Source organism: Paenibacillus sp. FSL H7-0716, assembly GCF_038002705.1.
Taxonomy (GTDB): Bacteria; Bacillota; Bacilli; order Paenibacillales; family Paenibacillaceae; genus Paenibacillus_AQ; species Paenibacillus_AQ odorifer.
Window position 1 is genome coordinate 20,329 of record NZ_JBBODA010000040.1, and the last position, 24,170, is coordinate 44,498.

Below are 24,170 nucleotides of genomic sequence, written 5' to 3' on the forward strand. Positions count from 1 at the left end.
ATTAATAAGCATCTTTTGAACCGAGTAACATCAGTCCGGTTTTAGCAATGATTTTTAGATCCAGCATGGTGCTCCGAATATGGATGTAGGTTAAGTCCAGCTGTACCATTTCGTCGAAGCCGACACTGTTTCGAGCATTTACTTGCCAATATCCGGTACAGCCTGGTGTAACCGTCAAACGCTGTTTGTCATATTCCGTATACTGAGCTACCTCTTCTGGCAGCGGAGGACGAGGACCGACCAGACTCATTTGACCTATCAGCACATTCCACAGCTGAGGTAGCTCATCGATGCTCGTCTTACGCAGGAATCTCCCTATTTGTGTGATCCGCGGATCGTTCTTAATCTTGAACATGGCACCGCTCACTTCGTTATAGGCCATCAGGTTTTCTTTTAACTCCTCAGCGTTACTGACCATGGATCTGAACTTATACATTGGGAATTGCTTTTCATTCTTCCCAACCCGGTTTTGCCGAAAGAACACCTTTCCTTTCGGATCCTCCAGCTTGATCAGAATCGCCACGACAACAAATAATGGCATTAACACGAGAAGACCAAGAGCGGAAAAAAAGATATCGATTATCCGTTTCATTATCAAATAGGACTCTGCTTCTTTCCTTCTCTCATCGGTATGCAGCATGTAAAGTTTCGGCAGGACCGCCTCGTAGTCTTCCGGCAGTTTTTGCATGCTCATCCTCCTCATCTAAAATTTTGCGAACTCAACTTAACTACTCAAGCTGGTTTGTCCCATTTTATTCAGCCATTCCGCCATTGCATCCATCACCGGATAGCGCAAATCTTCGCTTTGCAGTGCAAATTCAAGTGTTGTCAAAATATATCCAAGCCGCTCGCCGACATCATATCTTGTTCCGTCAAAATTATAGGCATATACCCGTTCGCTCTGATTCAGCTTCTGAATGGCATCTGTCAACTGGATCTCTCCGCCAGCGCCTTCTTCCATCAAATCGAGATACTTAAAGATCTTCGGAGTAAACACATACCGGCCCATGATCGCAAGATTGGAAGGTGCCGTACCTAGTGGCGGCTTCTCTACAAAATTGTTAACCCGATACAATTTACCGTCCTGCAAATCCGGTTCAATAATACCGTAACGATTCGTGAATTCATCAGGAATCTCTTGAACTCCGATAACCGAGTTTTGTGTTTCTTCATATTGATCAATCAGCTGCTTAAGGCAAGGTACGGCTCCTGTGACGATATCATCACCTAACATGACACCGAATGGCTCATCTCCGATAAACCGTCTTGCACACCAAACGGCATGCCCCAGACCCTTCGGTTCTTTCTGGCGGATATAGTGAATTTCAACCTTGGCTGAACGCTGAACCTCTTTAAGCAGATCCAGCTTTCCATCTTCCAGAAGCCTAGACTCCAGCTCAAACGCATTGTCAAAATGATCCTCAATGGCTCTTTTACCTTTACCAGTAACAATGATGATATCTTCAATACCGGAAGCAATAGCTTCCTCAACAATGTATTGAATGGTTGGTTTATTGATAATCGGAAGCATTTCTTTAGGCATGGCTTTCGTTGCGGGAAGAAAGCGCGTACCTAGTCCTGCCGCGGGTATGATTACTTTTTTTACCTTTTTCATCGCACTTTACCTCCTAAAAGTTTTGTGAGCATTAGCTTCAATGATTTGACTTCGTACAAAACTCACTTCGAAAGCATAAACTTAAGTTTTGTGAGCATTAGCTTCAATAATTTGACTTCAAGCAAAACTTACTTCGAAAGCATAAACAATTACTTCGCCTGGTTCATGGCAATTCCGATTAGATTAGAGCCGGTCTGTTCAAGCAGCGTCTTCGCTTTGCGAATCGATTCCCGTTTGGACTTTCCGTATCTGGCCACCAGGATCACGCCGTCCGCTTGAGGTGCCAATATACGAGCATCACTGAAATCGACTGCCGAAGGAGAATCCAACAGGATCAGATCGTAGTTTTCTTTTAGTTCCTCAAGCAAAGCGGTCATTTTGGGGTTCCCCAGCAAATCCGGCGGACTAACATGAGTTTTTCCTGCCGGGATGACTGAAAGATTGGCTAAGTTTCCGAGGACAGCGATGTTATCTGCTTCCTCTTGCCCACTTAAATAAGCCGCAAGCCCGTCACTCCCCTCTACTTCAAACACGGTATGAAGACCGGGATGTCTCAGATTGCAGTCAACCACCGCTACCTTCTTGCCATCCTGGACGAAAGAAACCGCGAGATTCGACAAGATTGTCGTCTTGCCTGCTCCAGCTTCTGCTGACGTAAAGAGCAGCACTTTTCCTCCGCCGCCCTGCGCTAGTCCAAGCTGACGTATATATGTGCGCAGTGATCGGAACGATTCGGAGATATGCGAGGACGGATTAACGTCTGTAACCAGACTCTTATTTAGCCGCAACATAAGCACCCTCCTTCACTCTGGTGTCGCCTGCCGCCTTACCCAAGTCACGTTTGCGAATAGTTGCGATCGAAGCAATTACCGGTAGACCAAGGTCATATTCCGCTTCCTTTTCAGACCTTAATGTGCCGTTAAGTGTTTCCATCAGCAAAATAATTCCTAGGGCAGCCATAAGTGATACAACAAAGCTGATGATGAGATTCATCGCAAACCCGCCGTTCGAGGGCCCTGGAACATCAGTCGGATCGGCCGGTGTCAGCAAGGTAACATTGTCTACCCTCATCAGCGATGGCAATTCACGAATGAATGTCTGCGATACCGCATTTACGATCCCGGCAGCTTTGGTGTAGCTTTCATCCTGAACATTGAGGTTGATCACCTGACTTTTCTCTGAAGTTTTAATCTCAAGCTTCTGACTTAGTTCATCGGCCGTGAGACCAAACTCCGGGTGATTTTCTATTACGCTTTTCATGATGGTTGGTGATTTCATAATTTCCTTGTAACTCTCAATTAAATTCAGGCTAAAGCTCAAATCGTTAAGATTGTTGCTCTCGGGAGCTTTGGCAATGTTGTTGACAAGCAGCTGTCCGGAAGCGGAATAGACGGGTTCAACGAAGTTTTTGCTAACATAGTAAGTCGTAGCACAGGAGATCAAAACGAACACCATGATGAGCCAAAACCTTTTTTTAATCAGGTTAATGTAATCCAGAATCGTCTTTTCCACAGTAACCCTCCTTCCGCTAAAATTACATTCTGAAAGCATTCATGAAAGTTTCAGTTGTTGCTTTAATTCTATCAATCCACACCATTCGCCACATGGCTCATACCATCACTTTCCTCTTCACTTTGGAGTAAGACGTTATACCTCTTAAGAGGGGGATTAGGTATACTTTAGTGCCATATATAGGGCTGATTTAAGTTTTAACGCACAAAAAAACACGGACAACCTGTCCGTGTTCATGTACAATGCTTACGAATTATTTCAATTTTCACTCGTATGACATTTCATATTTGGTTAATCCGACAGCATTTGCATAAAGCGCTGCCTGTGTACGATCAGCCACCTGTAATTTAGCTAAAATCTGACTGACATGCTTTTTCACCGTAAATTCGCTAATGAAAAGACGTGAAGCAATTTCTCTGTTGCATGCGCCCTGCCCCAGCTCGATCAGGACTTCCTTTTCTTTGGGTGTCAATTCATCCGTTGGGCTGCTTCCACTCATGCGCATTTTATCTTCCATCAGACCAGGATCGTAATACTTTCTTCCCTTATGCACCAATTGGATAGCAAACAGTAACTCTTCAGGCAACGCCTCTTTCAGTACATATCCATCTACTAGTACTTCTTCAGCCTTCAGGAAATCCTCTCTGCTCGCAGATGAGGTCAACAAAATGAACTTACTAACGATACCACGAGCACGTGCTGTCTTAATGACATCCAATCCCGATTCATCTGCTAGCTTTAGATCAATCAATACGAGATCAGGCTGCGTCTCCTCAATCACAAGAAGCGCTTCTTGGCCATTCGTTGCCTCACCTGCAAACTGCACATTCGGCTGCATTGAAATGACAGATGCCAGTCCTCTTCTAACTAAAGGATGATCATCTACAATGACGATTTTCACAGAAACGACCTCCCGCCTAAAGTTTATGCATTCTTTAATTCAGCTACACCGACAGGAATCGAAATCATAATTCTTGTTCCTGTGCTCTCATTACTGGACAACTGAAAGTCGCCGCCGAGCGACTGGGTCAAATATTGCATATTCTTCATGCCAAGTCCGCTTACACTATCTTCAGATTCAATCCATAACAAATCAGTATCAAAACCAACACCATTATCACAAATCAATAATCGAATCCAAGTCGGCTTCAGAGACAATTCTACATCCACTCGACTGGCAGCACCATGTCTGATGGCATTACCAGTGGCTTCGGAGATAATCCGAAAAAGCGCTTTGTGATAAGGATAAGGGAGACTGAAATCATCGCCCGTTATTTTTAAATCAATATCAACATCATTTAACCTGGATAAGCTCTTCAAATGTGATCTTACCATGCCCAACCAAGTAGGCCCGCCACTCTTCTTGGAGCTAAGACTGTAGATCGTGATCCGCAGTTCTTTAGCAACCTTTGTAGCAGAATCATGAATAAGCTCAATTTGTTCTTCTAGCTCATGATCTGACATTCTCTTCCACGATTCCTTCAGCGAATGCGTCGCATACACAATACCAAAAAGGCTCTGTGATACACTGTCGTGCATTTCATCCGCAATCCGGTTCTGTTCGTTCGTGATGATCAACCGGTTCTCGATCACACCAAGCTCATGTCTTTCAAGAATATTCGCACTTAGCTCAGATAAGAATATCAATTGTTGAATATACCATCTGCGGCCTTCCAGCCCCTCTGTAGACTCCAGCTTGAGTCCAATCATCCCTACAAAACGGGTGCTCATCCGTACAGGCATCAGCAGGAAATCTCCTAATCCCGGCAGATTTCTAAAAATAGGCTCTCGCTGCAATCTCCATTCATGCTCATGTTTTCCCAGTTCTGAGAATAGGAACTGTTCCTCTTCCTGCTGCCAGCCGGTCTGCCTGCTCTGCGGAGCTGGTTCTCCGCTTTTCTTGGCGAACCAAAACAAAGCCTTATCCAGCTTCGTTAGCTTAACAACATAATCGGTGATCACTTGACCGATATTCATGAAATCATGTTGGCTTGAGGTTTCCACGATATGGTACAGGGATTTGATATGCTCCATCGTCTCTTTCGTGCGGGCATTCGATTCTTCACGTTGCCGCTTCATCCGATTAACGATCTGCATTATTATAACCGTAAGTACCAGTGTTAGAAACAGATTCCCATTTATAAATACAATTTCTAGAAAATTTCTGTTCGCAGAATTGATAAAAAAATAACAGAGCACCGCAAAAATACTGATATAGCTTAAGAGCAACGACCATCCAAAATAAATGGACAACGAGCCTGCAGCAATCAATACAGGATTTAGCACATAAAGCCTAAAAGAGCTTTCGTACCCACCCGTAAACAAGGTTAATGCGATAATTCCCACCATCTCTATACTAACAGCCAGGACGAGAGTCTTCGGCCTGCTGCGTAGCCTTCGATAACAAAATGAGAACGTTTGTGCAAACATAACAAGTATAGCAATAATAAGTGATTTATAAATTATGGAAGGTCCCGTCTGATCTAGAAGATACATGAGTGATGTGAGGGACAATGAAAAATACCTGTAATACGCAATCAGTTTGTCTTCTGCAGTTGGTTTGATTTTCATCCCACCACCCTATTCTCCAGTTTTTTGGAAAATGCGAGATTGTACTGTGCTCGATAAAAGCATCATACATGAGAAAAATCACAATAACAAGTTGACATTTCCCATGTTTGCGCTTCCATTTGAAAAATAGTTACAAAAAATTTATTATTTTTTCAGTAGGTTTTATCACTAAAATTTGGAATTTTATCCACTATAGTTAATAAGAACTAACGTATTTATGTAATATTAATCCATAATTTTCAACATATCTTATAAAACGACAACAATTATACAAATTATAACAATTGCCGTTGGGACTCTAGTAGGATGATGTCGATTTAAATGTTATTCCGGCAAAGCTGGGGTGCGATCCCCATATATTTTTTAAATAAACGAGAAAAATAGAACGGATCATTATAATGAAGCATACTAGAAATTTCCTTGATTTGTAATGACGTGTTGAAAAGCAACTTTTTGGCTTCCGCCATTTTTAGACGGTGAATATATTCATGAAGCGGGTATCCACTGCTGCGCCGAACAAGACGACGAAGTGTAGACATCGAAACATGATGTTTTGCCGCTATTTGTTCTAGGTCCATTTCACCATAAATGCATAAGTTCAGGTCTTCCCGAATCTGGCGCATATAATCAGCCTGAGAATTCCAACTTTTTTCTTCTATTATAAAAGAACACTCCAGCAGCATTCTTTCGAGCAATAATGCTGCCCGATCCGCATCTACAGGTTCTCCGCTCTCCATCCGTTCCAGCACTTCTTCAAATAAGGTAGTAAGACCTACTATAGATTGGGCTTGAAAAACATTTCCCCCGGCTATGAGGCCCGATTCCAGCCATTCGGATACACGCGTGCCATTAAAGTTAATATAATACTCATCCCAGCTGCCTCCCGGTGGTGGACCAAAGTTATAACTGTAACCTGGGCGAAAAAAGTATAAGCTGCCTTCACGCACCTGCTGCTCTTTTCCCCCAATCTCCATGTAGGAGCCACTACCTGACACTATGTAAACAATGGCCCAGTGCTCAAAAACTACACCTGAACGGAATAACGTTCTTCCTGGCAGATGACCTGCCTGTCCCACCCTTATATTCTTGAGCTTCAGCTTGGAGGATTCAACCTTCGGATCAATAATTCTTATTGGATATGGACTGATCATATAATCCATGTGCTTGGACATTATAGGCATTCCTCCCCTTGTTTAGTAGTGATAAGGTTATTGTGAAGATGATCATATTCTACATGAATAAGAGGTGTCCACGCTATGCTTAATCATTCTGCACTACTGCTTTTCCCTAATCCGCGTGAAATCACATTGTCACAAGACTCCTTCCATTTCCCAACAAGCGGAAGCATCGTGCTTCCTAATATGGAAGAACAATCTGCCATGCCAGCTGCACGAAAACTACAGGAAGTGATTGCACAAGCATTGAATCTGCAGCTGACTTTATCCATTGGCTTACGTCCAACCGTTGTATCTGTCTGTAACTTTAACTATGTGCCATTATTGTCTGCACAGGCATATGAGATTGTTGTCGATCAGAAGGGTATCGTTGTCTCCTATAGCTCTCCTGTAGGTGCCTTCTACGCAGCAGCAACCCTGAAACAAATCATAGAACAAAGTGGCAAATCTATACCTCAGCTGCATATTCGCGATGAACCAGATTTTGGAGCCAGAGGCCTGCTCATAGATATCAGCCGCAATAAAATTCCGAAGCAAGAAACCTTGTACCGGATCATTGACCTTATGGCTGATTTGAAGATGAATGAACTTCAGCTATATATAGAAGGTGCTCCCTTCGCTTATGAATCCTTCCCTCAAGTCTGGGAGCTTGAAACCCCAATTACCGGAGAGGAAATCCTGCTTCTGGATGCCTATTGCAAAGCACGTTATATAGAGCTTGTTCCCAATCAGAACAGCTTTGGGCATATGGAGGGCTGGCTTTCTCGTCCAGAATTCAACGCTTTAGCTGAAATTCCCGAAGGCTTTATGCTTCCGAAGAATTTGTATGCACAGGACGTTTATCCAGAAGGCTTATTTATGCATCCTGGTACTTTTGATACCGAAGATCCTGCTGTACTACCTCTGCTAGACAAAATGTTTGACGATCTGCTGCCCTACTTTAGCTCCAATCAGTTTAATGTAGGCTGCGATGAGACCTATGAACTCGGTCTTGGTAAAAATAAAGCTCTGGCAGAAACTCAAGGCAAAGGTCAACTCTATTTATCATTCCTGCAAAAGATTTATGAGTTGGTTACAAAACGTGGCAAAACGATGCAATTCTGGGGCGATATCATTATCCAGCATCCCGAACTGATTCCTCAGCTTCCTAAGGATATTATTGCTATGGAATGGGGTTATAGCGCGGAGCATCCCTTCGAGTCCGATACGCTCAAATTCCGTGAAGCTGGTATTCCTTTTTATGTCTGCCCAGGCACCAGCTCATGGAACTCCATTACAGGACGCACGGACAATATGTTAGCCAATCTGCGCAGTGCAGCTATTCATGGCAAAAACAACGGTGCTATCGGTTATCTCATTACGGATTGGGGAGATTTTGGACACTGGCAGCATCTGCCGGTCAGCTATGCCGGCTTCGCCTACGGCGCAGCCCTATCCTGGAGTGTAGATCATAATCTGGAAGCAGATACTGCACAGTATTTAAATAGATTTATTTTTGCAGATCGTTCTGAGGGAATTGGCCAGCTGCTCTTGGATCTCGGCAATTACTATCAGCTTGAATCCAGTATCAACCGTTCAAATGATGCAGAAATGTCCCTGCTGCTGCGTACCCATCTGGACAATTTCCTAATCATAGAGAAGCTTACTGAGGAACACTTCAATCATCTCGAAGAATATCTGCTCTCCATTGAGGCGCGGCTATCGGGGCTAGATCTTCAATGCGAGGATGCTGCTCTTGTGCTGAAAGAACTGAGTAATGGCATCCATTTTGTGAAGCATGCTGTGCAGTTGGGCAGAATCAAGCTAAAGTTGACATCAGCACCAGATTCGCTTGATCCTGCGCTGATTACGAAGCAAATCAATGATCTTGATATACTCCTTCACCAATATCGTCTCTTGTGGACGGAACGCAACCGGCTCGGCGGCTTGGAGCAAAGTATCTCGAAACTTCAACGCCTGCGGGGTCAATATGAAGCATTAAAATCAGAGCTCTCCGCATCCGTAAGTTCCTAATCCCTCTTATTAATATTCACTATATAGCTGCTGTTGGGTAATCGAACGTTGAACTAACGTTTTCGGTTCGCCCAACGCAGCTCTTCATATTGATTCTCAAGCATCTCCCGCTCACGTTGCTCGTGTTGTTCCCTGCCAATTCCCTCCTGCTGGCTTTCCTCATCCTCATAGATTCGCCATAGGTCAGAGAACAGATAGTCTTTAATTTCTACCACTTTTCCCTGCAGGATTCCGTTTATCCAAAAAAGTCCTGTGGAGGTACGCATAACCATGCGGCCATCCGGTGTTTCCGCCTTTTGGCCCATTCGAATAGCCATAAGCATTTGGCCGAAAGTATACCATTCCATATTTGCTAATACCTCCTAAATTTTAGTTGTAATGGAATAAAGAGAAAGCTATAATCAGGGCAAAAGAACCATTTTCGTAAAAATTTTATAGGAGGATTGTTATGGATTGGCTAAATGACTACGAAGATGAACTGCGCTTGGTATTCCAAGAAAGCAGACGGATTATTTCCGAATTTCCAGAACCTCTAAATCAACAAGGCATGTCCTATCTTGAGCATTTTAACGTATTTAACGCTGAAAGCCACAAAAACTACATATGTTATCTTTTACCCTTTTGGCTGCAGAAGGGATGCGGAATCTCTGCCGAGGTTACTCGCCAGATGTCGATGGGCAACGTCTTTTTTATGTTGTATTTCTTCATACAGGATGACCTGATGGACAGCCAAGAATCCTCCGCATACGAAAAATTGCCCTTGGCGAATTTGCTTTATGTCGAATTTTTAAATATCTACCGGATACTATTTCCGGAGCCATCTGCTTTCTGGATCTTATTTAATCGTTATATCATGGAGTGGGCAGATAGTGTTAGCAACGAAAATACCAGTGACTATTTTCTTAATGATCGGGTCAAAATTTCCTATAAAGCCAGTCCGCTCAAGCTATCCAGCACCGCTGCCCTTCTGATGTCTGGAAAGAGTGATTTAGTGCCGCAAGCTGAAGAACTTATCCATTCGGTTTTGCTTACACTGCAAATGCTGGATGACTATGAGGACTGGAAAGAAGATTTATCCGCGGGCAACTATAATTGTCTTCTCTCCCTAACTCGCAAACATCTGCCAAACAGCAGTGCAGCTAAACTAACTTCACAAGAGGTCGAATTTTATCTATTCACTGCAAATGGTCTACATACCTATACGGAATTAGCACACGACACACATAACAAAGTTACAGCTTCCGACCTTAATGTCCCTCATCTTATCGCGTTCCATTCCATGCTAGTAAGTAACTTACAGCAGATCTCTGATTCCATCGAAGCGGACAAGCAGCTCTTGCTAAACGGAGGATTATATCATTGGTTGTCAAAAAATGTACATTAATTCTATTATTTTGTAATAAAAAGAATAGTATTAGTAGTTTTGCTATGTTATATTATTAAAGGTAAATATATACAATTTGGGAAGGGTGATTATTATGTCAGAAGCAATTCTTAGAAATCAAGTCATTCAAAAGGCATGGGAAGATCCAAGTTTCAAGAAAAGACTACTCTCAGACCCAAAAGCGGCTCTCCAAGAAGCATTAGGCGTAATCATTCCCGACAGCGTTACCTTGAAAGCCGTTGAAGAAGGCTCCAACGAATTCTATCTTGTAATTCCACCAAGTCCTACATCCGATGTATTGAAGGCAACCGCAGCACCACGCGGTTCGTGGTAAGACAACAAGATTAACCCCCTAAGGAGTGAGAATCATCCGGAGCTTCTGCCAATGGCAGTATGGTGATGGATTCGGTTCCCACTCCTTTTTTGCTTGTGAATTTCACTTTACCTTGCATAGCTTCGATGATGCGGAAAGTGACCATTAATCCAAGACCTGTCCCTTTATTCTTTTTAGTGAAATAAGGCTCTCCCAATCGGTGCAGGACATCCGCGTCCATCCCTTCCCCGTTGTCTTTGATATGAATAATTACGTTCTCCTCCTCCGCATACACCGACATATAGATAAATCCTTCTTCACGGAAAGATTCAATGCTATTTTTGATAATGTTGATGAAGGCTTGCTTAAACTTCGAGGAATTCCCCTTCACCCATAATTCGCCCGATACATCGAGAATCATTTTCCCTCCATTTAAATGACAAAGCGGCTGCATAATACTCTCAATATGCTTAAATTCATTATACAAATTCAGACTGGAAATCGTCTCAAATTCCGGTTTTGCGAAGGTTAAGAAATCCGTAATGATCCCGGAAGCACGATCCAGCTCACTAAGGGCCATCGACATAAATATTTCCTCTTCACCAACGGATTTCTCGCTAAGCAGCTGAAGGAAACCCCGAGTTACCTGGAGTGGATTCCGCACTTCATGAGCAACAGATGCAGCAAGCTCGCTAATAATCTCCATTTTTTCCGAACGCTGCAATTCGTTGTTAAAACGCTCTAATTCTTTAGAATAGTTAACAACCTGTTGATGGCTATAGGCTAGTCTTCGCTCCAGAATTACGATTAAGGAGATTATGAAGGCAACAATGCCCCACTTCCACAAGAATAAATCATAGTTCCCCTTATGAATGTAATACCACAGTAACTCTGACACTACAGTAAATGCAGCCGTTCCAAAGCCAATGGCAAAAATGATAGCGTCCCTATTCCCTTTAAGCGAAAATATAATCACACATACGATCAGCAAGATGAACTGAAGGATAAGAATGAACCCGATAATAGTGGTGGATACAAAATAATAAAACTCAATATAGCTATTATTCGATAGAAAATTGATCAAAAGACATAGCAAACAAAATGAGGAGTAAATGACTTGAAATTGACGAAAACGACGGACGATCGCATATTTTCCACTGCCAAATATTTTTTCAAATAAAAGAGTAAGCGCTGGTAAAAGTGAGAATAAAGCCAAATCAAGAAACACATTACTAATCGCGCCCAAATTGCTGTAAAAGGTATAAATAAAAGGAGAATAGGTTATCGAGAGAATTCCGGTTGAACCTATTACAACGGCTAGTGAAGCCACACTGGAAAAATAGTCCCTATTAATGTAGAGAGAGCTTATAAATAGGACGATAGCCACAAGAAAAAAAGCACAGCCCAAAATCACATCGCTGAGTCCATTTTTAATATAATCATTGATTAACAGGTTGTGTTCACCGATCACTACTTCATTTTTAATTCCGATTCTATCCTGCAGCGTTTCAGTCCAAATGTATAATGTTTTCCCACTATCGCTTTGACTCAAAGGCAACAACAAAGAATAGTTATCCTTAATATAATTACGATCTTCCTCGAAGATTAAACGGTCGTTCACATACACCTTCACATGAAGAGCATATAAAGTATCAATGTAGATTGAAGGGGAGATATAACTAAAGTTAGGTATGGAAATACGAGTCCAAGAAGTGGATACGCCTGATGGCAGATGTGGGATTTCCTTCGTAGCATTCACATTTATCCAATACTGCTGGTCATTATTCTGAGGAACCACTACGCCGCTGTTTTCGGTTCCATCGCCCCATCTCATCTGCCAACTGGTAATTTCTTGGGATGGATATGGGGTCGCTGCTGATACAACAATTGAACTATATCCTATCAGAAGGAGAGTAAGGGCTATTGCTATATGTAGGACTTTAATCATCAAGCGCATATATGCACCTCAGAAGTAAGTATCAGAAACAATATTCTGTCTGTACTACTTCGCTCAGCCCCTCACTCTTTCCTTCTAAAAAACGGAATTATCATAAATTACTTCTAAATTCTTCTAAGTTCTGGTATTTTTACTATAATTTCAGTCCCTTCCCCTTTCTCACTGCGAAACTCAGTACATCCCTCCATCGCCTCAATAATCCGAAAGGTTACCATCAGTCCAAGCCCCGTTCCTTTGGTCTTATTGGAGTAATAAGGTTCCCCTAACCGAGCCAGCTCATTCCGGTTCATCCCTTCCCCATTATCATGAACACTGATTATTATATGTTTTCCAGACTTCCAGGCTGTGACTTTAATCAGCCCATTGTCCTTTAAAGCTTCAATACTATTTTTGAGTATGTTGATAAACGCTTGCTTGAACTTGGCAGATGATCCAGTAACGTAAAGTCCTGGCTGCAGATTAAGTTCAATGACGCCCCCTTGCAGATTCGCTAACGGAGAAAGAATACCCGTCACATGCCTCAACTCTTCGGACACATCAAGCTGCTCTACGGTTTCAAGTCCTGGTTTAGCGAAGGTTAGGAAGTCTGTAATAATGAGCGTAGCTCGATCCAGTTCTGTCACTGCCATTTGCAGATATTCCCGCTCCTTTTGATCTGAACGCTCCCCAAGAATCTGCAGAAACCCCCGGGTAACCTGCAATGGATTCCGTACTTCATGGGCAACCGAAGCTGCCAGCTCACTAATAATCTCCATCTTCTCCGAGCGCTGCAAATCATTATTGAACTTCTCAAGCTGATGGGAATATTCAATAAGCTGTTCATGGTTTCGAGTAAACCTTCTTCCCAGAATGACGATTAAGGCAATTACGAAAATCACCATTCCCCATTTCCACCAATATAATTGATAGGATTGCCCCGATGCATAGAACATGATCAGTTCACTAAGAGACATGAAAGCAAATATTGAGAACCCTGAAGTAAAAATAACAGCATCTACATTGCCACGGTTCGCGTGTATAAACGCTAAGCTGATCAAAAGTATAATTTGCACAATCATAAGGATACCTAGCACACTCGTAGTCATCAATCTATAAAAGTCATCCAACTGATAGGATAGAAGAATATTAATAACCATTAGGGAAAAACAAAATACAGAATAGACAATTTGGAACTTACGGAATCGTGTAACGATTCTCTTTTTCCCTGGACCAAATATTTTCTCGAAATAAAATGTAAAGGCTGGCAAAAGCGTATATAAAGCTACATCAAAGAAAACAAGTACGATCTCTCCATAATCGCCGAGGATTGTCGGCAGGAACGATGAATACGTTACCACTAAGATGCCAATGGATAAAATAATCAACACCAATAGAAATCCGCCTGAAAAATAGCCTTTTCTCATGAATAGCGAGCAGATCAGCAGTACAATCGCAATAAAAATAAGCGTCGTTCCAATGATCAGATCCATTAAGCCCTGCTTTACATAAACAGATAACAGCTCATCGTATTGGCCTACTCTTATTTCGCCGTGGATCCCTAAGTCTTTGCTGCCACCATGGGTCCATAAATATAGCTGTTGTCCTCCAACACTTTTGGACAGAGGAATGAAAACCTTACTGCCATTGAAATTAAAATCTTTTCCGGAATCATATATTAATTCGTTATTTAAATAAGCCTTAACATTATTTCCATATACTTTATCTATGAATAACGCAGATTTATCACTAATTTGTGGTAAAGTAAACCGCAGCCAGGCTGAGGTTGCCCCACTTGGAGTCTCTGGGCTTTTCCCATGAGGCATAACACGAGTCCATTCTTCATCAAGAGCTGCCACAGCTTCTTCAATATGATCTACTTCTATACGTTCAAATTTAATCTCCCAATTGGGCAGCGTAGAGTCTGATGATTTAGCACTCACTATCGCCGTACCAAAAGGAACCATAGCGGTCAGCAGTAGAATTAATAAAAAAGCAGCCGCTATATTAGGCTTTGGCAACTTCATCGTAGCACCTCAGTAATTCATTAGTTGTTTAAACGTTCATATATGCTTCTTAATTTCGACAAGCTTCGCACTATCCCTGCCTAATCTTGTAAATTTTCTCGAAAAAGAACGTTTTTCATCGACTTTTGCTTTCACCCATTTTTTACTAATCCAATATAGACATACCCATTTATTGGATCAGCGATTCGAACATGGTCAAACGGGTAAAGATAAACATAGGAAGTTCAAATTTCATCATAAAAAAGGAGTGAACGGCTATGGATAGTTCACCAAATAAAACTGAAGCTGACTTTGAATATGAACGTTATATACAAGCTGATATGGATGAAGAGGATATTGTTGATGATGACGCAGATCCTGTCTTGGTTGGCGATAAATACTTGGCAGCAGATATTGGTTTAAACTCACCTAAGGATGTAATCGAAAGAGATGAGTTGGTGGAATCCGATGCATATCTAGCCGCTGAAACCGCAGGATTAACCCTAGATGATACGGATCATACTAAAGATGAGGAATTCTTGGAGATGGAAGAAGAAGATCAGCCGCTGGAGGATGTTCCAGATGCAGACGATGTATATCCAAATTCCATTATTGACCCTGCCTCCCCGCCAGTGGATGTTATGCCGGGAACAGACGTTTTGAACGGTTCGCAGGGAGAATAGCAGCTTAATATGAATAAAGCCGCCGGGCTATGAGCCAGGCGGCTTTATGTTGTTTCCAAATAACGACATGCTCATTGAGTTAGCAGTTAACCCTGCATCGTTGTTGGCTGTTCTGCGGGACGAGCAGCGGCGATTTGTGCTTCCAGCTTGCGGGTCTTAACCAATATCGCTGCTACGAGCAGCATCACTCCATTGATTACAAACACCCAGCGAATTGGAATCACCGCGCCTAATAAGCCGCCGATAATCGGTCCAGCCATCGTCGCAAGCTGAGATGCCGCCTGATTCAGGCCAAAGGCCCGTCCACGGAATCCCGGCTCAATTACTTGTACAATCATGGCATTCACTGACGGCAGCACACCTGCATAGAACAGGCCGTAAGCAAAGCGAAGGATAGCGAACTCTACATAGCCCGAAACAAAAAACTGCAAAATATTACCGATGCCGCCCCCGATCAGTCCAATAAATAAGATCATCCCAAAGCCTTTTCGGCTGCCGAGTCTGCCCCACTGCGGAGCCATCAGTACCGTAGCAATCCCCACGGCGGAGAATACTATCCCCGAGCTTAGCGAGGCACTATTTTTGGAGATCCCCATGTCCAGTAGATAAATTGGGATTAACGGCTCCAGAATCATAACGGAGAAGGTACTGATTCCCGCCAGCGAGAGCAAAGTAATAAAAGCTCGGTTACTTCTCGCTTCCCTGATATCATCACTTACATGTGACCTTGGAGCGGAACGGTCGAAGTTCTCCTCTTTTGCAAAAAAAGTCGCAATGAGCGCTGAGATCAGTACAATACCCGCCGAGAATAAAAAAGCAATCCGGTTACTGGTATAATAGCTCACTACACCGCCGATTAATGGCCCAATAATACTACCTGTAGCTCCGGCTGTAGACATAATACTTAAAGCGTACCCCGTCTTATGCTCAGGGGTATTGGTGGCTACCATTGCAATAGCTGCTGGAACAAAACCGGCAAGCAGACCTTGCAGCACACGCACAATCAAAAAAACATAAGGATCATGTACAAAATAATTAATGAGATATAAAGCTGCCAGACTAAAACCCGAGCGAATGAGCATCGGTTTCCGACCATACTTGTCGGCTAGCGAACCCCAATAGGGAGAAATTAAAGCACTGGCAAGAAAGGTTATTCCAAAACTAACCCCTGACCAAATCTCCAAATGATTTGAAACCCCGAGTTCGTCGCTCAAAAAAATGGAAAGGAAGGGAATCGAGATCGAATAAGCTGTACTACAAAAGAAAACCCCTATCCAAAGCACGATCAAATTCCGCTTCCACGAAAAGAGCATCCTACGCACATCCTTTCTCGATGTTCTCTTTGGAAACATCCTACCATTGTAAACTTCTTTTTAAGATGTGCCAATCCCAGAAGTCATAACTGACCTTTGCATGTAATAGGACAAAGGAGGTATTATGGGAAGTACCTACGAGATTATTCAATAAAAAGGAGAGATTATTTAGTGAAGTCTACACGAACAAAATCCGCTATTCTTCTGATCATGTTATGCCTGGTCATGGTTATTGCGGCAGGTTGCGGTAACAAGCCAAACAATAACAATGCAAGCAGTAATAATGGAAGCAGCGGATCAGCACCTGGGGAAGGTGCAGCCCCAACTGAAGGCGTTCCTTCAGCTACGGCAAGTCATCCCTTAGTAACCATTGAAATGGAAGACGGGGATATCATCCAAGCTGAGCTATATCCTGAGGTTGCCCCTAACACCGTAAACAATTTCATCTCACTTATTCAAAAAGGATTTTATGATAACACTATATTCCATAGAGTAATTCCTGACTTCATGATTCAAGGCGGCGACCCTGATGGCACAGGTATGGGAGGCCCGGGTTACAGTATCGCCGGAGAATTCTCTGGCAACGGGTTCACCAATAACCTTCTGCATACAGAAGGTGTTCTATCCATGGCAAGATCACAGGCTCCCGACTCTGCCGGTTCCCAGTTCTTTATTATGGATGCAGCTTACCCTAGTCTAGATGGAAGCTATGCCGCTTTTGGTAAAGTAACCGAAGGTATCGAAGCTGTAAAAAGAATTGTGAGCTTGCCTCGTGACGGTTCTGATCGTCCAGATGAGCCACCAGTAATGAAAAAGGTGACGGTCGACACCTTCGGCGTCACTTACCCAGAACCGCAAAAGGTTCAGTAATTAGGAATAAACAGAAACGACGTTACCGTCCTCGAAAGAGAATAAACGTTTCTTGTAGAAATAAAAGAACATAAAAAAACTCGGCAGTCCCTCCGAAGTTATAATCGGATGGAGCTTGCCGAGTTTTTTTACAGCTTATCCCCGCAGCGATCTTCTGCTCAGTGCATGTTGACCATTACGCAGAAAGGTGCTGCGGCTATTTCTTAATAGCGCTATCCGGTCCTCTGCAAGCTGGTTCGCAGCGGCATAAGTAGGTATTCCGTTCAAACGGGAAATTTCCATTACGCGGGTAATATTGTCGTAAATCTTCGCCACCTGCTTAAAGGCACGTTCCTTATTATAGCCGTTCAGCTCGTCCGCAATATTAATGACACCACCTGCATTAATCACGTAATCTGGAGCATATACAATCCCCATCTCATGAAGTGCATCACCATGCGAGGAATCCTTCAGCTGATTATTAGCAGCTCCTGCAATCACTTTCGCCTTGATTACCCGTAAGGATTCATCGTTAATTGTCGCTCCAAGAGCGCAAGGAGCATAAATATCACAATCTACACTGATGATATCGCCTGGATCTACAGCCTTGGCGCCGTAGGCCTCTACTGCACGTTGAACGGCTGGTTTATGGATGTCCGTTACGATAAGCTGTGCTCCTTCTTCATGAAGATGTTTGCACAGTGTAAAGGCCACGTTCCCCACACCTTGAACAGCTACCGTCTTCCCTTCGAGTGAATCGCTGCCAAAGGCGGCTTTAGCGGCTGCCTTCATTCCTTGGTAAACACCGTAAGCCGTTGCTGGTGACGGATTGCCCGAAGAACCGTACGTAGGTGAGGTGCCAGTAACATAATCTGTCTCTTGATAAATAATGTTCATGTCCTCTTCCGTAGTCCCTACATCTTCAGCAGTTATGTACCGTCCATTTAAACCTTGTATGTATCTTCCGAAAGCACGGAACATGGCTTCATTTTTATCCTTCTTGGGATCTCCAATGATTACTGTTTTCCCACCACCCAAATTCAGGCCGGATACTGCATTTTTATAGGTCATCCCTTTTGCTAATCGAAGCGCATCAACAATAGCTTCCTCTTCCGTAGCGTAGGTCCACATCCGTGTTCCACCCAGTGCTGGTCCCAGTGTCGTGTCATGAATCGCGATGATCGCCTTTAATCCCGACGCCTTATCCTGACAAAATAATAGTTCCTCATAGTCGTCCCGTTCCAATGCTGCAAACAATTCCATTTCCAATATCCCCTATCCCTTTGTCATATTCCTCATGCTGGTTCAAAGTTCATGCAATTTGGAAGAGAATCAGTTGGATCCCCTCCCAAAATATTGTAGCAGAATACGCCGTAAAACAAAAAGAACTCATGTCACCATCTTAACTACTGATGGGGCATGAGCTCTTTTTATCCAATCTACTCTCATAGACAACTGTCAAAATGCTTTACAGTTTAGCAATCGTCTCTGTAAGTACCGGTACGATTTGCGATTTACGGGATACTACACCTTTAAGAAGGGCCTTATTGTCATCAAGCTTCACGTTGTACGCCTGTTCTACTGCACCTGCAACACGGCCCAGAGCCAGCCCCACCGAATCGTTGTTTAGAATATCTGTAACTACGAACAGGAACAGATCCAATTCTTTTTCAGCAATAATGGAAGTCAGTGCAGTTTCCAGTTCAGCCTGCTTGGAGAGTACATCATTAACGTCAACCGCGTTCACTTGGGCGATTTCTACTTTGTATTCACCCATTTTGAATTCCTTAGCATCCAAGGAGATCAGTTGAGCGATACTCTTGTCGCTAAGATCAGCACCAGCCTTCAGCATATCGAGACCGTAGCTTTCTGCATTTACACCAGCGATTTCAGCCAATTCACGTGCTGCAGCTACATCTTCAGCGGTGCAGGTTGGAGATTTAAACAGCAAGGAATCAGAAATGATTGCAGACAACATCAATCCGGCGATGTTTTTAGGGATAGCTACACCGTTTTCTTTATACATTTTGTTAAGAATAGTAGCAGTACAGCCTACTGGCTCAGCACGGTAGTATAACGGATGTGCAGTCTCAAAATTAGCGATCCGGTGATGGTCGATAACTTCAACTACACGCACTTGATCAATGTCATTCGCACTTTGTTGGCGTTCATTATGGTCAACAAGAATAACCTGATTAGCTTCTCCAGCTACGTTCTCTACCAGACGAGGAGCCTCTACTCCGAAATGATCAAGCGCAAATTGCGTTTCACCACTAACGTCTCCCAGACGAACTGGCTCAGCATCCCTGCCTAATTCTTTTTTGAGTGCTGCATAAGCAATTGCGGAACAAATAGTATCCGTATCCGGATTTTTGTGTCCAAAGACCAATGTTTTTTCCATTTCCAATCTCCTTACTATGTTTTAGTGAGATTAATATACCATACATTGATAGCGGCTTCCAGATTGTGCGTGCTGAAAAAATGGTTTAGCCTCTCCCACCTACGGTTGTTCACGTCTGGTCTTTGGAAGCGGATCTGGTTTGGACTCACCATGCAGCGGCTCATTATCGGAAAAAAGATCAGGATTCTCTTTTAGCATCAGGCTTAAAATATCCGTCGTTTCTACTGTTCCACACACTCTAACTAGCGCATCCCCGAAATTCCCCTTACGCATGGCACCGCCATCCTCAAGCTCGCGTTCCACTTTCCAAAAATGCTCCGACCAAGAGAGACCACAATGTCTGCGAGAAGGCACCATGATTTCATCGCCACCCGGCGTCACCGTATATAATTCCTCATGACTATCCGTCATTCTGCCCGGAATATCCACCCACTCTTCAATACCGTGAATGAACGTATTCCGCCGCAGATCGACGCCCAGCAGTACTATTTCCGCCTTCCGATCAAGCAGCTTGCCCCACACTGAACCACGGGCGCATGGCGTATCCCAACGTTCATCCCCTGCAGTAAACGCCTCAGCATCAACACCCAAAGCCGCTACAGAATGAGTCGGATGCCAAGAGCGAACAACGCCCGGACGTTTTCTGAACAGCTCCGGTAATATCCCAACACAAGATGGTGAATCTTGAACAGAGAAGCGTGGATTATCCGCATTAATATAAGCCCATGTATGCGTTGGCAAAACAAGCAGCCCGTCCTTCATATATTCACTGAGTGCATCCAGCACCGTGTTCGCGCCTCCTTCTACTTCGCCAACACTTTTTAAAGAGGAATGAACTAGAATGGTCCCCCGCGGATCAATCTCTAACTCCTGTAATTGTTTCATCAAGCTTGTTGTTGTGTGCACTATACTCTCTCCTTATGTATGAATTAAATTTCATGAAACATTAATATCCACTTGCAAAAGTTACTTATTACTATTAAAATTATAGTAACTTAATAATATTCACTTGAAATTCTATCGATATATTAACAATAAATTAAAATAATCCACAAACCCAAAGCATTGTCACGGAGGTAACTATCATGAGTTTAACGTTAAAAGGACTTCACCATGTCTCAGCTATTACAGGCAAAGCACAAGAGAACTTTAAGTTCTATACAGAGGTACTTGGACTGCGTCTCATTAAAAAAACAGTAAATCAGGATGATATTTCAGTGTACCATTTATTCTATGGAGATGAGAAGGGTAATCCCGGAACCGAATTAACCTTTTTCGAGCTTCCGATGGCAGGCCGCAACCGTGAGGGAAATAACAGCATCTCCGCGCTCTCCCTTCGAGTGCCAAGCGATGCCGCACTTACCTACTGGGAGCAACGCTTCACCGAGCTTAACGTGGAGCATGGGACGATACAGGTACTTGGTGGACGCCAGACTTTATCCTTCCGCGATCACGAGAGCCAACGTTTCATTCTCGTATCCGACGAAAATGATACCGGTGTTGCCGGCGGTACTCCTTGGGCTAAAAGCCCAGTACCTGCCCAATATGGCATTATAGGCTTAGGACCCGCACATCTCACAGTAGAAAGCGCAGAACATACTGCGGTAGTGCTAGAGCAGCTGCTTGGCTTCCGCCGTATAGGAACCTACTCTTCAACAGTTGCCGGTCAGCCAGATGTGCTCGTATTCCAGACTGGTGAAGGAGGTTCAGGTGCTGAGGTTCATCTGGAGGAACGCAATGATCTGGAGCAAGAGCATTTGGGACGTGGCGGGGTACATCACATCGCATTCCGCGTTGATAATGAAGACGAATTGAAGCAATGGATTGAACACATCCGCCAGGCGCAGCTTCCTAATTCCGGTTTTGTCGACCGCTTCTACTTCCGTTCCCTCTATTTCCGCGAGCCTAACGGCATCCTTTTTGAGTTAGCAACAGACGGACCAGGCTTTGCTACAGATGAGCCTATGGAAAGTTTAGGTGAATCGCTTGCGCTGCCGCCATTTCTGGAATCGAAACGCCAGCAAATCGAGGCGTATCTGAAGCCGCTGGATACTCGGCAATAAACCTCTTTCAGTTACTAAATAAAAGGTGTGAGGCGCTTATGCGCTCACACCTTATTTTTTTATTGAAGGTTAGTAGCTTTCCCTACAATATCTAGTAGCTCCGACAGGTTTCGGATTTCGTATTTTGGCTGAACGCTGGACTCATTAATCTTACCGAGCGGGTTAAACCAGCAGGTATCAATTCCATAATTAATTCCGCCTTGAATATCAGAGGTTAAGGAGTCACCCACAATCAATACTTTTTCCTTATCTTCAATCCCCAATTTGGCAAAAGCGTAATCAAAAATCCCTGTCTCTGGCTTCTGACACCCTGCCTCCTCTGAGATAATGATCTGCTCAAATGTATCACTTAGCAGCGAGCCTTGGATTCTGGAAGTTTGCACATCCTTGATTCCATTCGTGATAATCGCCAAGCGGCAATCTGCAAGCTCTCCGCATAGCTCGATCGCTCCCTGCATCAGAAAGGTTCCTTCGCCTAAGAAACGTAGATAGGCCTCACTGAATGTTTCAGGATCAAGCTCAAGCGCATGTGCAGCAAACAACCGGTTAAACCGCTCTACCCGCAGCGCCGCAGATGAAATCCTTCCTTGTTCTAAATCCCTCCACAATGCGTGGTTAATCTCTTGATAACTGGCAGCATAATCTGCTGCACCTGTGGGCATCCCAAAGTGTAGAAAGGCATTAGACAACGCGTGACTTTCTGCCATTCCATAATCAAACAACGTATCGTCGGCATCAAATAAAATAACATCGTATTTCATAAATATCCCCCAAAGGCTTTTCTCAACAAGGTACTACAGCGTTGCTGGCAAGTCAACTTCACACCCCTCACGACAAAATTTTACTTTTTTAAGGTAGATTTAATCGATCTGTGGTATTTTAAAAAGAAAACGGTGGTGAGCGTCATTTTATACGTTTTATCATTTCTAATGTCATTTCTTATCGTCTACTTTCTAATTCCGCCGCTCGGCAAGCTTGCTTTTCGGCTTGATTTTGTGGACAAGCCTCGGCAGGACGTTGAGCGTAAAATTCATAGAGAGCCCATTCCGCTAACGGCCAGCTACGCCATATTTCTCGGTTTTTTTATTACTTATCTGGTGTTCGCGCGTGATTTCTCCATGGAGACTGTCGCATTATTTGTAGGTGGCGTACTGTTGCTGACCATAGGCACGGTGGATGATTGGTACAAAACGAAGGGCAAAGATTTCCCAGCCCTGCCCAAGTTAATTGTACAAGTTAGCGCAGCGATCCTGGTTTATGCTTCTGGCAACGCCTTTACCGGATTCTACAATCCATTCTCAGGCGATTATATCGTTTTGCCTGTCATTCTATCGTTTCTGCTGACGATTATCTGGATCTTCGGTGTAACCACAGTTATTAATTTCTCGGATGGCATGGACGGTCTGGCTGGTGCCTTGACGGCCATTTCGGCGATTACGTTATTTGTTGTAGCACTGGCAAAGGGGCAATCCTCATCTGCCATTATGGCTATTTCACTGATTGGCGTTACGCTTGCTTATCTGCGCTACAATAAACCGCCCGCCAAAATCTTTATGGGCGACGCCGGGGCAACCTTTCTCGGCTTCATCCTAGCGGTAATTGCACTCGACGGCGCGTTCAAGCAAGCCACCGTCCTGTCGCTGTTCATTCCGATTCTGGCGCTGGGCGTACCGATCTTCGACAACATTTTTGTCGTAGTCAAACGTTTTATCCAAGGCAAGTCCATTTATCAAGCCGATGCCACCCAGGCTCATTACCGCCTGCTTCGGGCAGGCCTGAACCAGAAGCAGGTCGTTGCCGTGCTTTGCCTGATTAGTGTTTGCCTATCCTTATCCTCTATCATTCTGCTGCTGATTGAGACCTAATGCATTAGGGACTAAGGGCACGTCTCATATACTGAGACTGCCCTTTAAAGTTATAAAAAGAGCAAGATTCCGATATGGAATCTTGCTCTTTTTGTGTTGGAGGGTATTCTAGAGTAGCGAGAGATAGCTAAGATGCGATAGTTTGCCAGAGCTTGCGGGTTCTACGGGTCTAGGGTGATCTACGGTGATCTGCGGGATCTACGGAATCTACGTAGATCCATGGCCAACTCCGCAGCTTTTATCCTTACGGACTCAGGCGCCGTTATTCGTGGATTTTCGGCCATTTAGTGGTGTTTTCGGACTCCAGAGACGCTATCTACCCAAAATGGACTCATATTCAGTCTATTTCCACCCAATAGCTGCATTGGAGTCCGATAGCGCACAAATTAGAGTGATTTTAGCGACTCCTGTGTCCTTTAGCTCCTTTTGCAGCGTTACTGCTCAGTCTTACTATCCTACATTCTGCTGCTGGTT

At 43.7% G+C, this 24,170-nt stretch carries 22 protein-coding genes; 7 read left to right on the plus strand and 15 right to left on the minus strand.

The annotated features are described in order from the left end of the window. Position 1: 1 nt before the first annotated feature. From MHH60_RS29065 to MHH60_RS29095, 7 genes are all read right to left on the minus strand, one after another. Entirely contained in the window at positions 2 to 694 is a 693-nt protein-coding gene (locus MHH60_RS29065; RefSeq protein WP_076137155.1) for a sugar transferase, read from the minus strand. Between the two features lie 30 nt (positions 695 to 724). Further along, a complete protein-coding gene (gene galU / locus MHH60_RS29070; protein WP_042185171.1) occupies positions 725 to 1,615 on the minus strand; it encodes a UTP--glucose-1-phosphate uridylyltransferase GalU in 891 nt (296 codons plus the stop codon). 149 nt (positions 1,616 to 1,764) lie between these two features. After that, on the minus strand, positions 1,765 to 2,406 hold the full coding sequence (locus tag MHH60_RS29075; protein ID WP_036676617.1) for a CpsD/CapB family tyrosine-protein kinase: 642 nt from the start codon (positions 2,404 to 2,406) through the stop codon (positions 1,765 to 1,767). Continuing rightward, positions 2,390 to 3,127, minus strand: a complete 738-nt coding sequence (locus MHH60_RS29080; protein ID WP_076129269.1) for a YveK family protein — start codon at positions 3,125 to 3,127, stop codon at positions 2,390 to 2,392. Before MHH60_RS29080 ends, MHH60_RS29075 begins: the two co-directional genes overlap by 17 nt. Before the next feature lie 265 nt (positions 3,128 to 3,392). Next, a complete protein-coding gene (locus MHH60_RS29085; RefSeq protein WP_036676623.1) occupies positions 3,393 to 4,028 on the minus strand; it encodes a response regulator in 636 nt (211 codons plus the stop codon). 23 nt (positions 4,029 to 4,051) lie between these two features. Further along, complete coding sequence (locus tag MHH60_RS29090) at positions 4,052 to 5,698, minus strand: sensor histidine kinase (RefSeq protein ID WP_076137153.1); 1,647 nt, start codon at positions 5,696 to 5,698, stop codon at positions 4,052 to 4,054. A gap of 317 nt (positions 5,699 to 6,015) precedes the next feature. Then, positions 6,016 to 6,870, minus strand: a complete 855-nt coding sequence (locus tag MHH60_RS29095; RefSeq protein ID WP_038568894.1) for a helix-turn-helix transcriptional regulator — start codon at positions 6,868 to 6,870, stop codon at positions 6,016 to 6,018. A gap of 84 nt (positions 6,871 to 6,954) precedes the next feature. Here MHH60_RS29095 and MHH60_RS29100 point away from each other — a divergent pair, with 84 nt between their 5' ends. Beyond that, a complete protein-coding gene (locus tag MHH60_RS29100) occupies positions 6,955 to 8,886 on the plus strand; it encodes a family 20 glycosylhydrolase (protein ID WP_076137151.1) in 1,932 nt (643 codons plus the stop codon). Positions 8,887 to 8,939: 53 nt separating this feature from the next. On the opposite strand, the gene MHH60_RS29105 is transcribed toward MHH60_RS29100, so the two are convergent. Continuing rightward, the gene (locus MHH60_RS29105; protein WP_076137149.1) at positions 8,940 to 9,233 is read right to left on the minus strand and encodes a hypothetical protein; all 294 of its coding nucleotides are present in this window, start codon (positions 9,231 to 9,233) and stop codon (positions 8,940 to 8,942) included. Positions 9,234 to 9,334: 101 nt separating this feature from the next. Between MHH60_RS29105 and MHH60_RS29110 the strand changes: the two genes are divergently transcribed. Both MHH60_RS29110 and MHH60_RS29115 read left to right on the plus strand, forming a co-directional pair. Next, on the plus strand, positions 9,335 to 10,270 hold the full coding sequence (locus tag MHH60_RS29110; RefSeq protein WP_038568892.1) for a hypothetical protein: 936 nt from the start codon (positions 9,335 to 9,337) through the stop codon (positions 10,268 to 10,270). Between the two features lie 94 nt (positions 10,271 to 10,364). Continuing rightward, complete coding sequence (locus MHH60_RS29115) at positions 10,365 to 10,604, plus strand: NHLP leader peptide family RiPP precursor (RefSeq protein WP_170914256.1); 240 nt, start codon at positions 10,365 to 10,367, stop codon at positions 10,602 to 10,604. 10 nt (positions 10,605 to 10,614) lie between these two features. On the opposite strand, the gene MHH60_RS29120 is transcribed toward MHH60_RS29115, so the two are convergent. Beyond that, positions 10,615 to 12,531, minus strand: coding sequence for a sensor histidine kinase (locus MHH60_RS29120; protein ID WP_256715189.1), 1,917 nt, complete (start codon positions 12,529 to 12,531; stop codon positions 10,615 to 10,617). Positions 12,532 to 12,644: 113 nt separating this feature from the next. Beyond that, positions 12,645 to 14,543 (minus strand): sensor histidine kinase, encoded by a 1,899-nt coding sequence (locus tag MHH60_RS29125; RefSeq protein WP_076137146.1) that lies wholly within the window; start codon positions 14,541 to 14,543, stop codon positions 12,645 to 12,647. A gap of 257 nt (positions 14,544 to 14,800) precedes the next feature. Between MHH60_RS29125 and MHH60_RS29130 the strand changes: the two genes are divergently transcribed. Continuing rightward, positions 14,801 to 15,205, plus strand: coding sequence for a hypothetical protein (locus tag MHH60_RS29130; protein WP_076137144.1), 405 nt, complete (start codon positions 14,801 to 14,803; stop codon positions 15,203 to 15,205). Positions 15,206 to 15,291: 86 nt separating this feature from the next. Here the strand turns inward: MHH60_RS29130 and MHH60_RS29135 are convergent, their stop codons facing one another. Next, the gene (locus MHH60_RS29135; protein ID WP_076137142.1) at positions 15,292 to 16,518 is read right to left on the minus strand and encodes an MFS transporter; all 1,227 of its coding nucleotides are present in this window, start codon (positions 16,516 to 16,518) and stop codon (positions 15,292 to 15,294) included. Positions 16,519 to 16,728: 210 nt separating this feature from the next. Between MHH60_RS29135 and MHH60_RS29140 the strand changes: the two genes are divergently transcribed. Next, complete coding sequence (locus MHH60_RS29140; RefSeq protein ID WP_051491160.1) at positions 16,729 to 17,388, plus strand: peptidylprolyl isomerase; 660 nt, start codon at positions 16,729 to 16,731, stop codon at positions 17,386 to 17,388. 135 nt (positions 17,389 to 17,523) lie between these two features. Here MHH60_RS29140 and MHH60_RS29145 read toward each other — a convergent pair whose 3' ends face one another. From MHH60_RS29145 to MHH60_RS29155, 3 genes are all read right to left on the minus strand, one after another. Continuing rightward, complete coding sequence (locus MHH60_RS29145; protein ID WP_076129277.1) at positions 17,524 to 18,630, minus strand: Glu/Leu/Phe/Val family dehydrogenase; 1,107 nt, start codon at positions 18,628 to 18,630, stop codon at positions 17,524 to 17,526. Positions 18,631 to 18,835: 205 nt separating this feature from the next. Then, complete coding sequence (locus MHH60_RS29150; protein ID WP_076137140.1) at positions 18,836 to 19,768, minus strand: manganese-dependent inorganic pyrophosphatase; 933 nt, start codon at positions 19,766 to 19,768, stop codon at positions 18,836 to 18,838. A 99-nt stretch (positions 19,769 to 19,867) separates the two neighbouring features. Further along, a complete protein-coding gene (locus MHH60_RS29155; RefSeq protein ID WP_076137138.1) occupies positions 19,868 to 20,674 on the minus strand; it encodes an AAC(3) family N-acetyltransferase in 807 nt (268 codons plus the stop codon). Positions 20,675 to 20,853: 179 nt separating this feature from the next. Here MHH60_RS29155 and MHH60_RS29160 point away from each other — a divergent pair, with 179 nt between their 5' ends. Then, complete coding sequence (locus MHH60_RS29160) at positions 20,854 to 21,831, plus strand: ring-cleaving dioxygenase (RefSeq protein WP_076137136.1); 978 nt, start codon at positions 20,854 to 20,856, stop codon at positions 21,829 to 21,831. Between the two features lie 59 nt (positions 21,832 to 21,890). On the opposite strand, the gene MHH60_RS29165 is transcribed toward MHH60_RS29160, so the two are convergent. Next, complete coding sequence (locus MHH60_RS29165; RefSeq protein ID WP_076137135.1) at positions 21,891 to 22,592, minus strand: YjjG family noncanonical pyrimidine nucleotidase; 702 nt, start codon at positions 22,590 to 22,592, stop codon at positions 21,891 to 21,893. Between the two features lie 168 nt (positions 22,593 to 22,760). Between MHH60_RS29165 and MHH60_RS29170 the strand changes: the two genes are divergently transcribed. Next, on the plus strand, positions 22,761 to 23,696 hold the full coding sequence (locus tag MHH60_RS29170) for an MraY family glycosyltransferase (protein ID WP_076137133.1): 936 nt from the start codon (positions 22,761 to 22,763) through the stop codon (positions 23,694 to 23,696). The last annotated feature ends 474 nt before the right edge of the window (positions 23,697 to 24,170 follow it).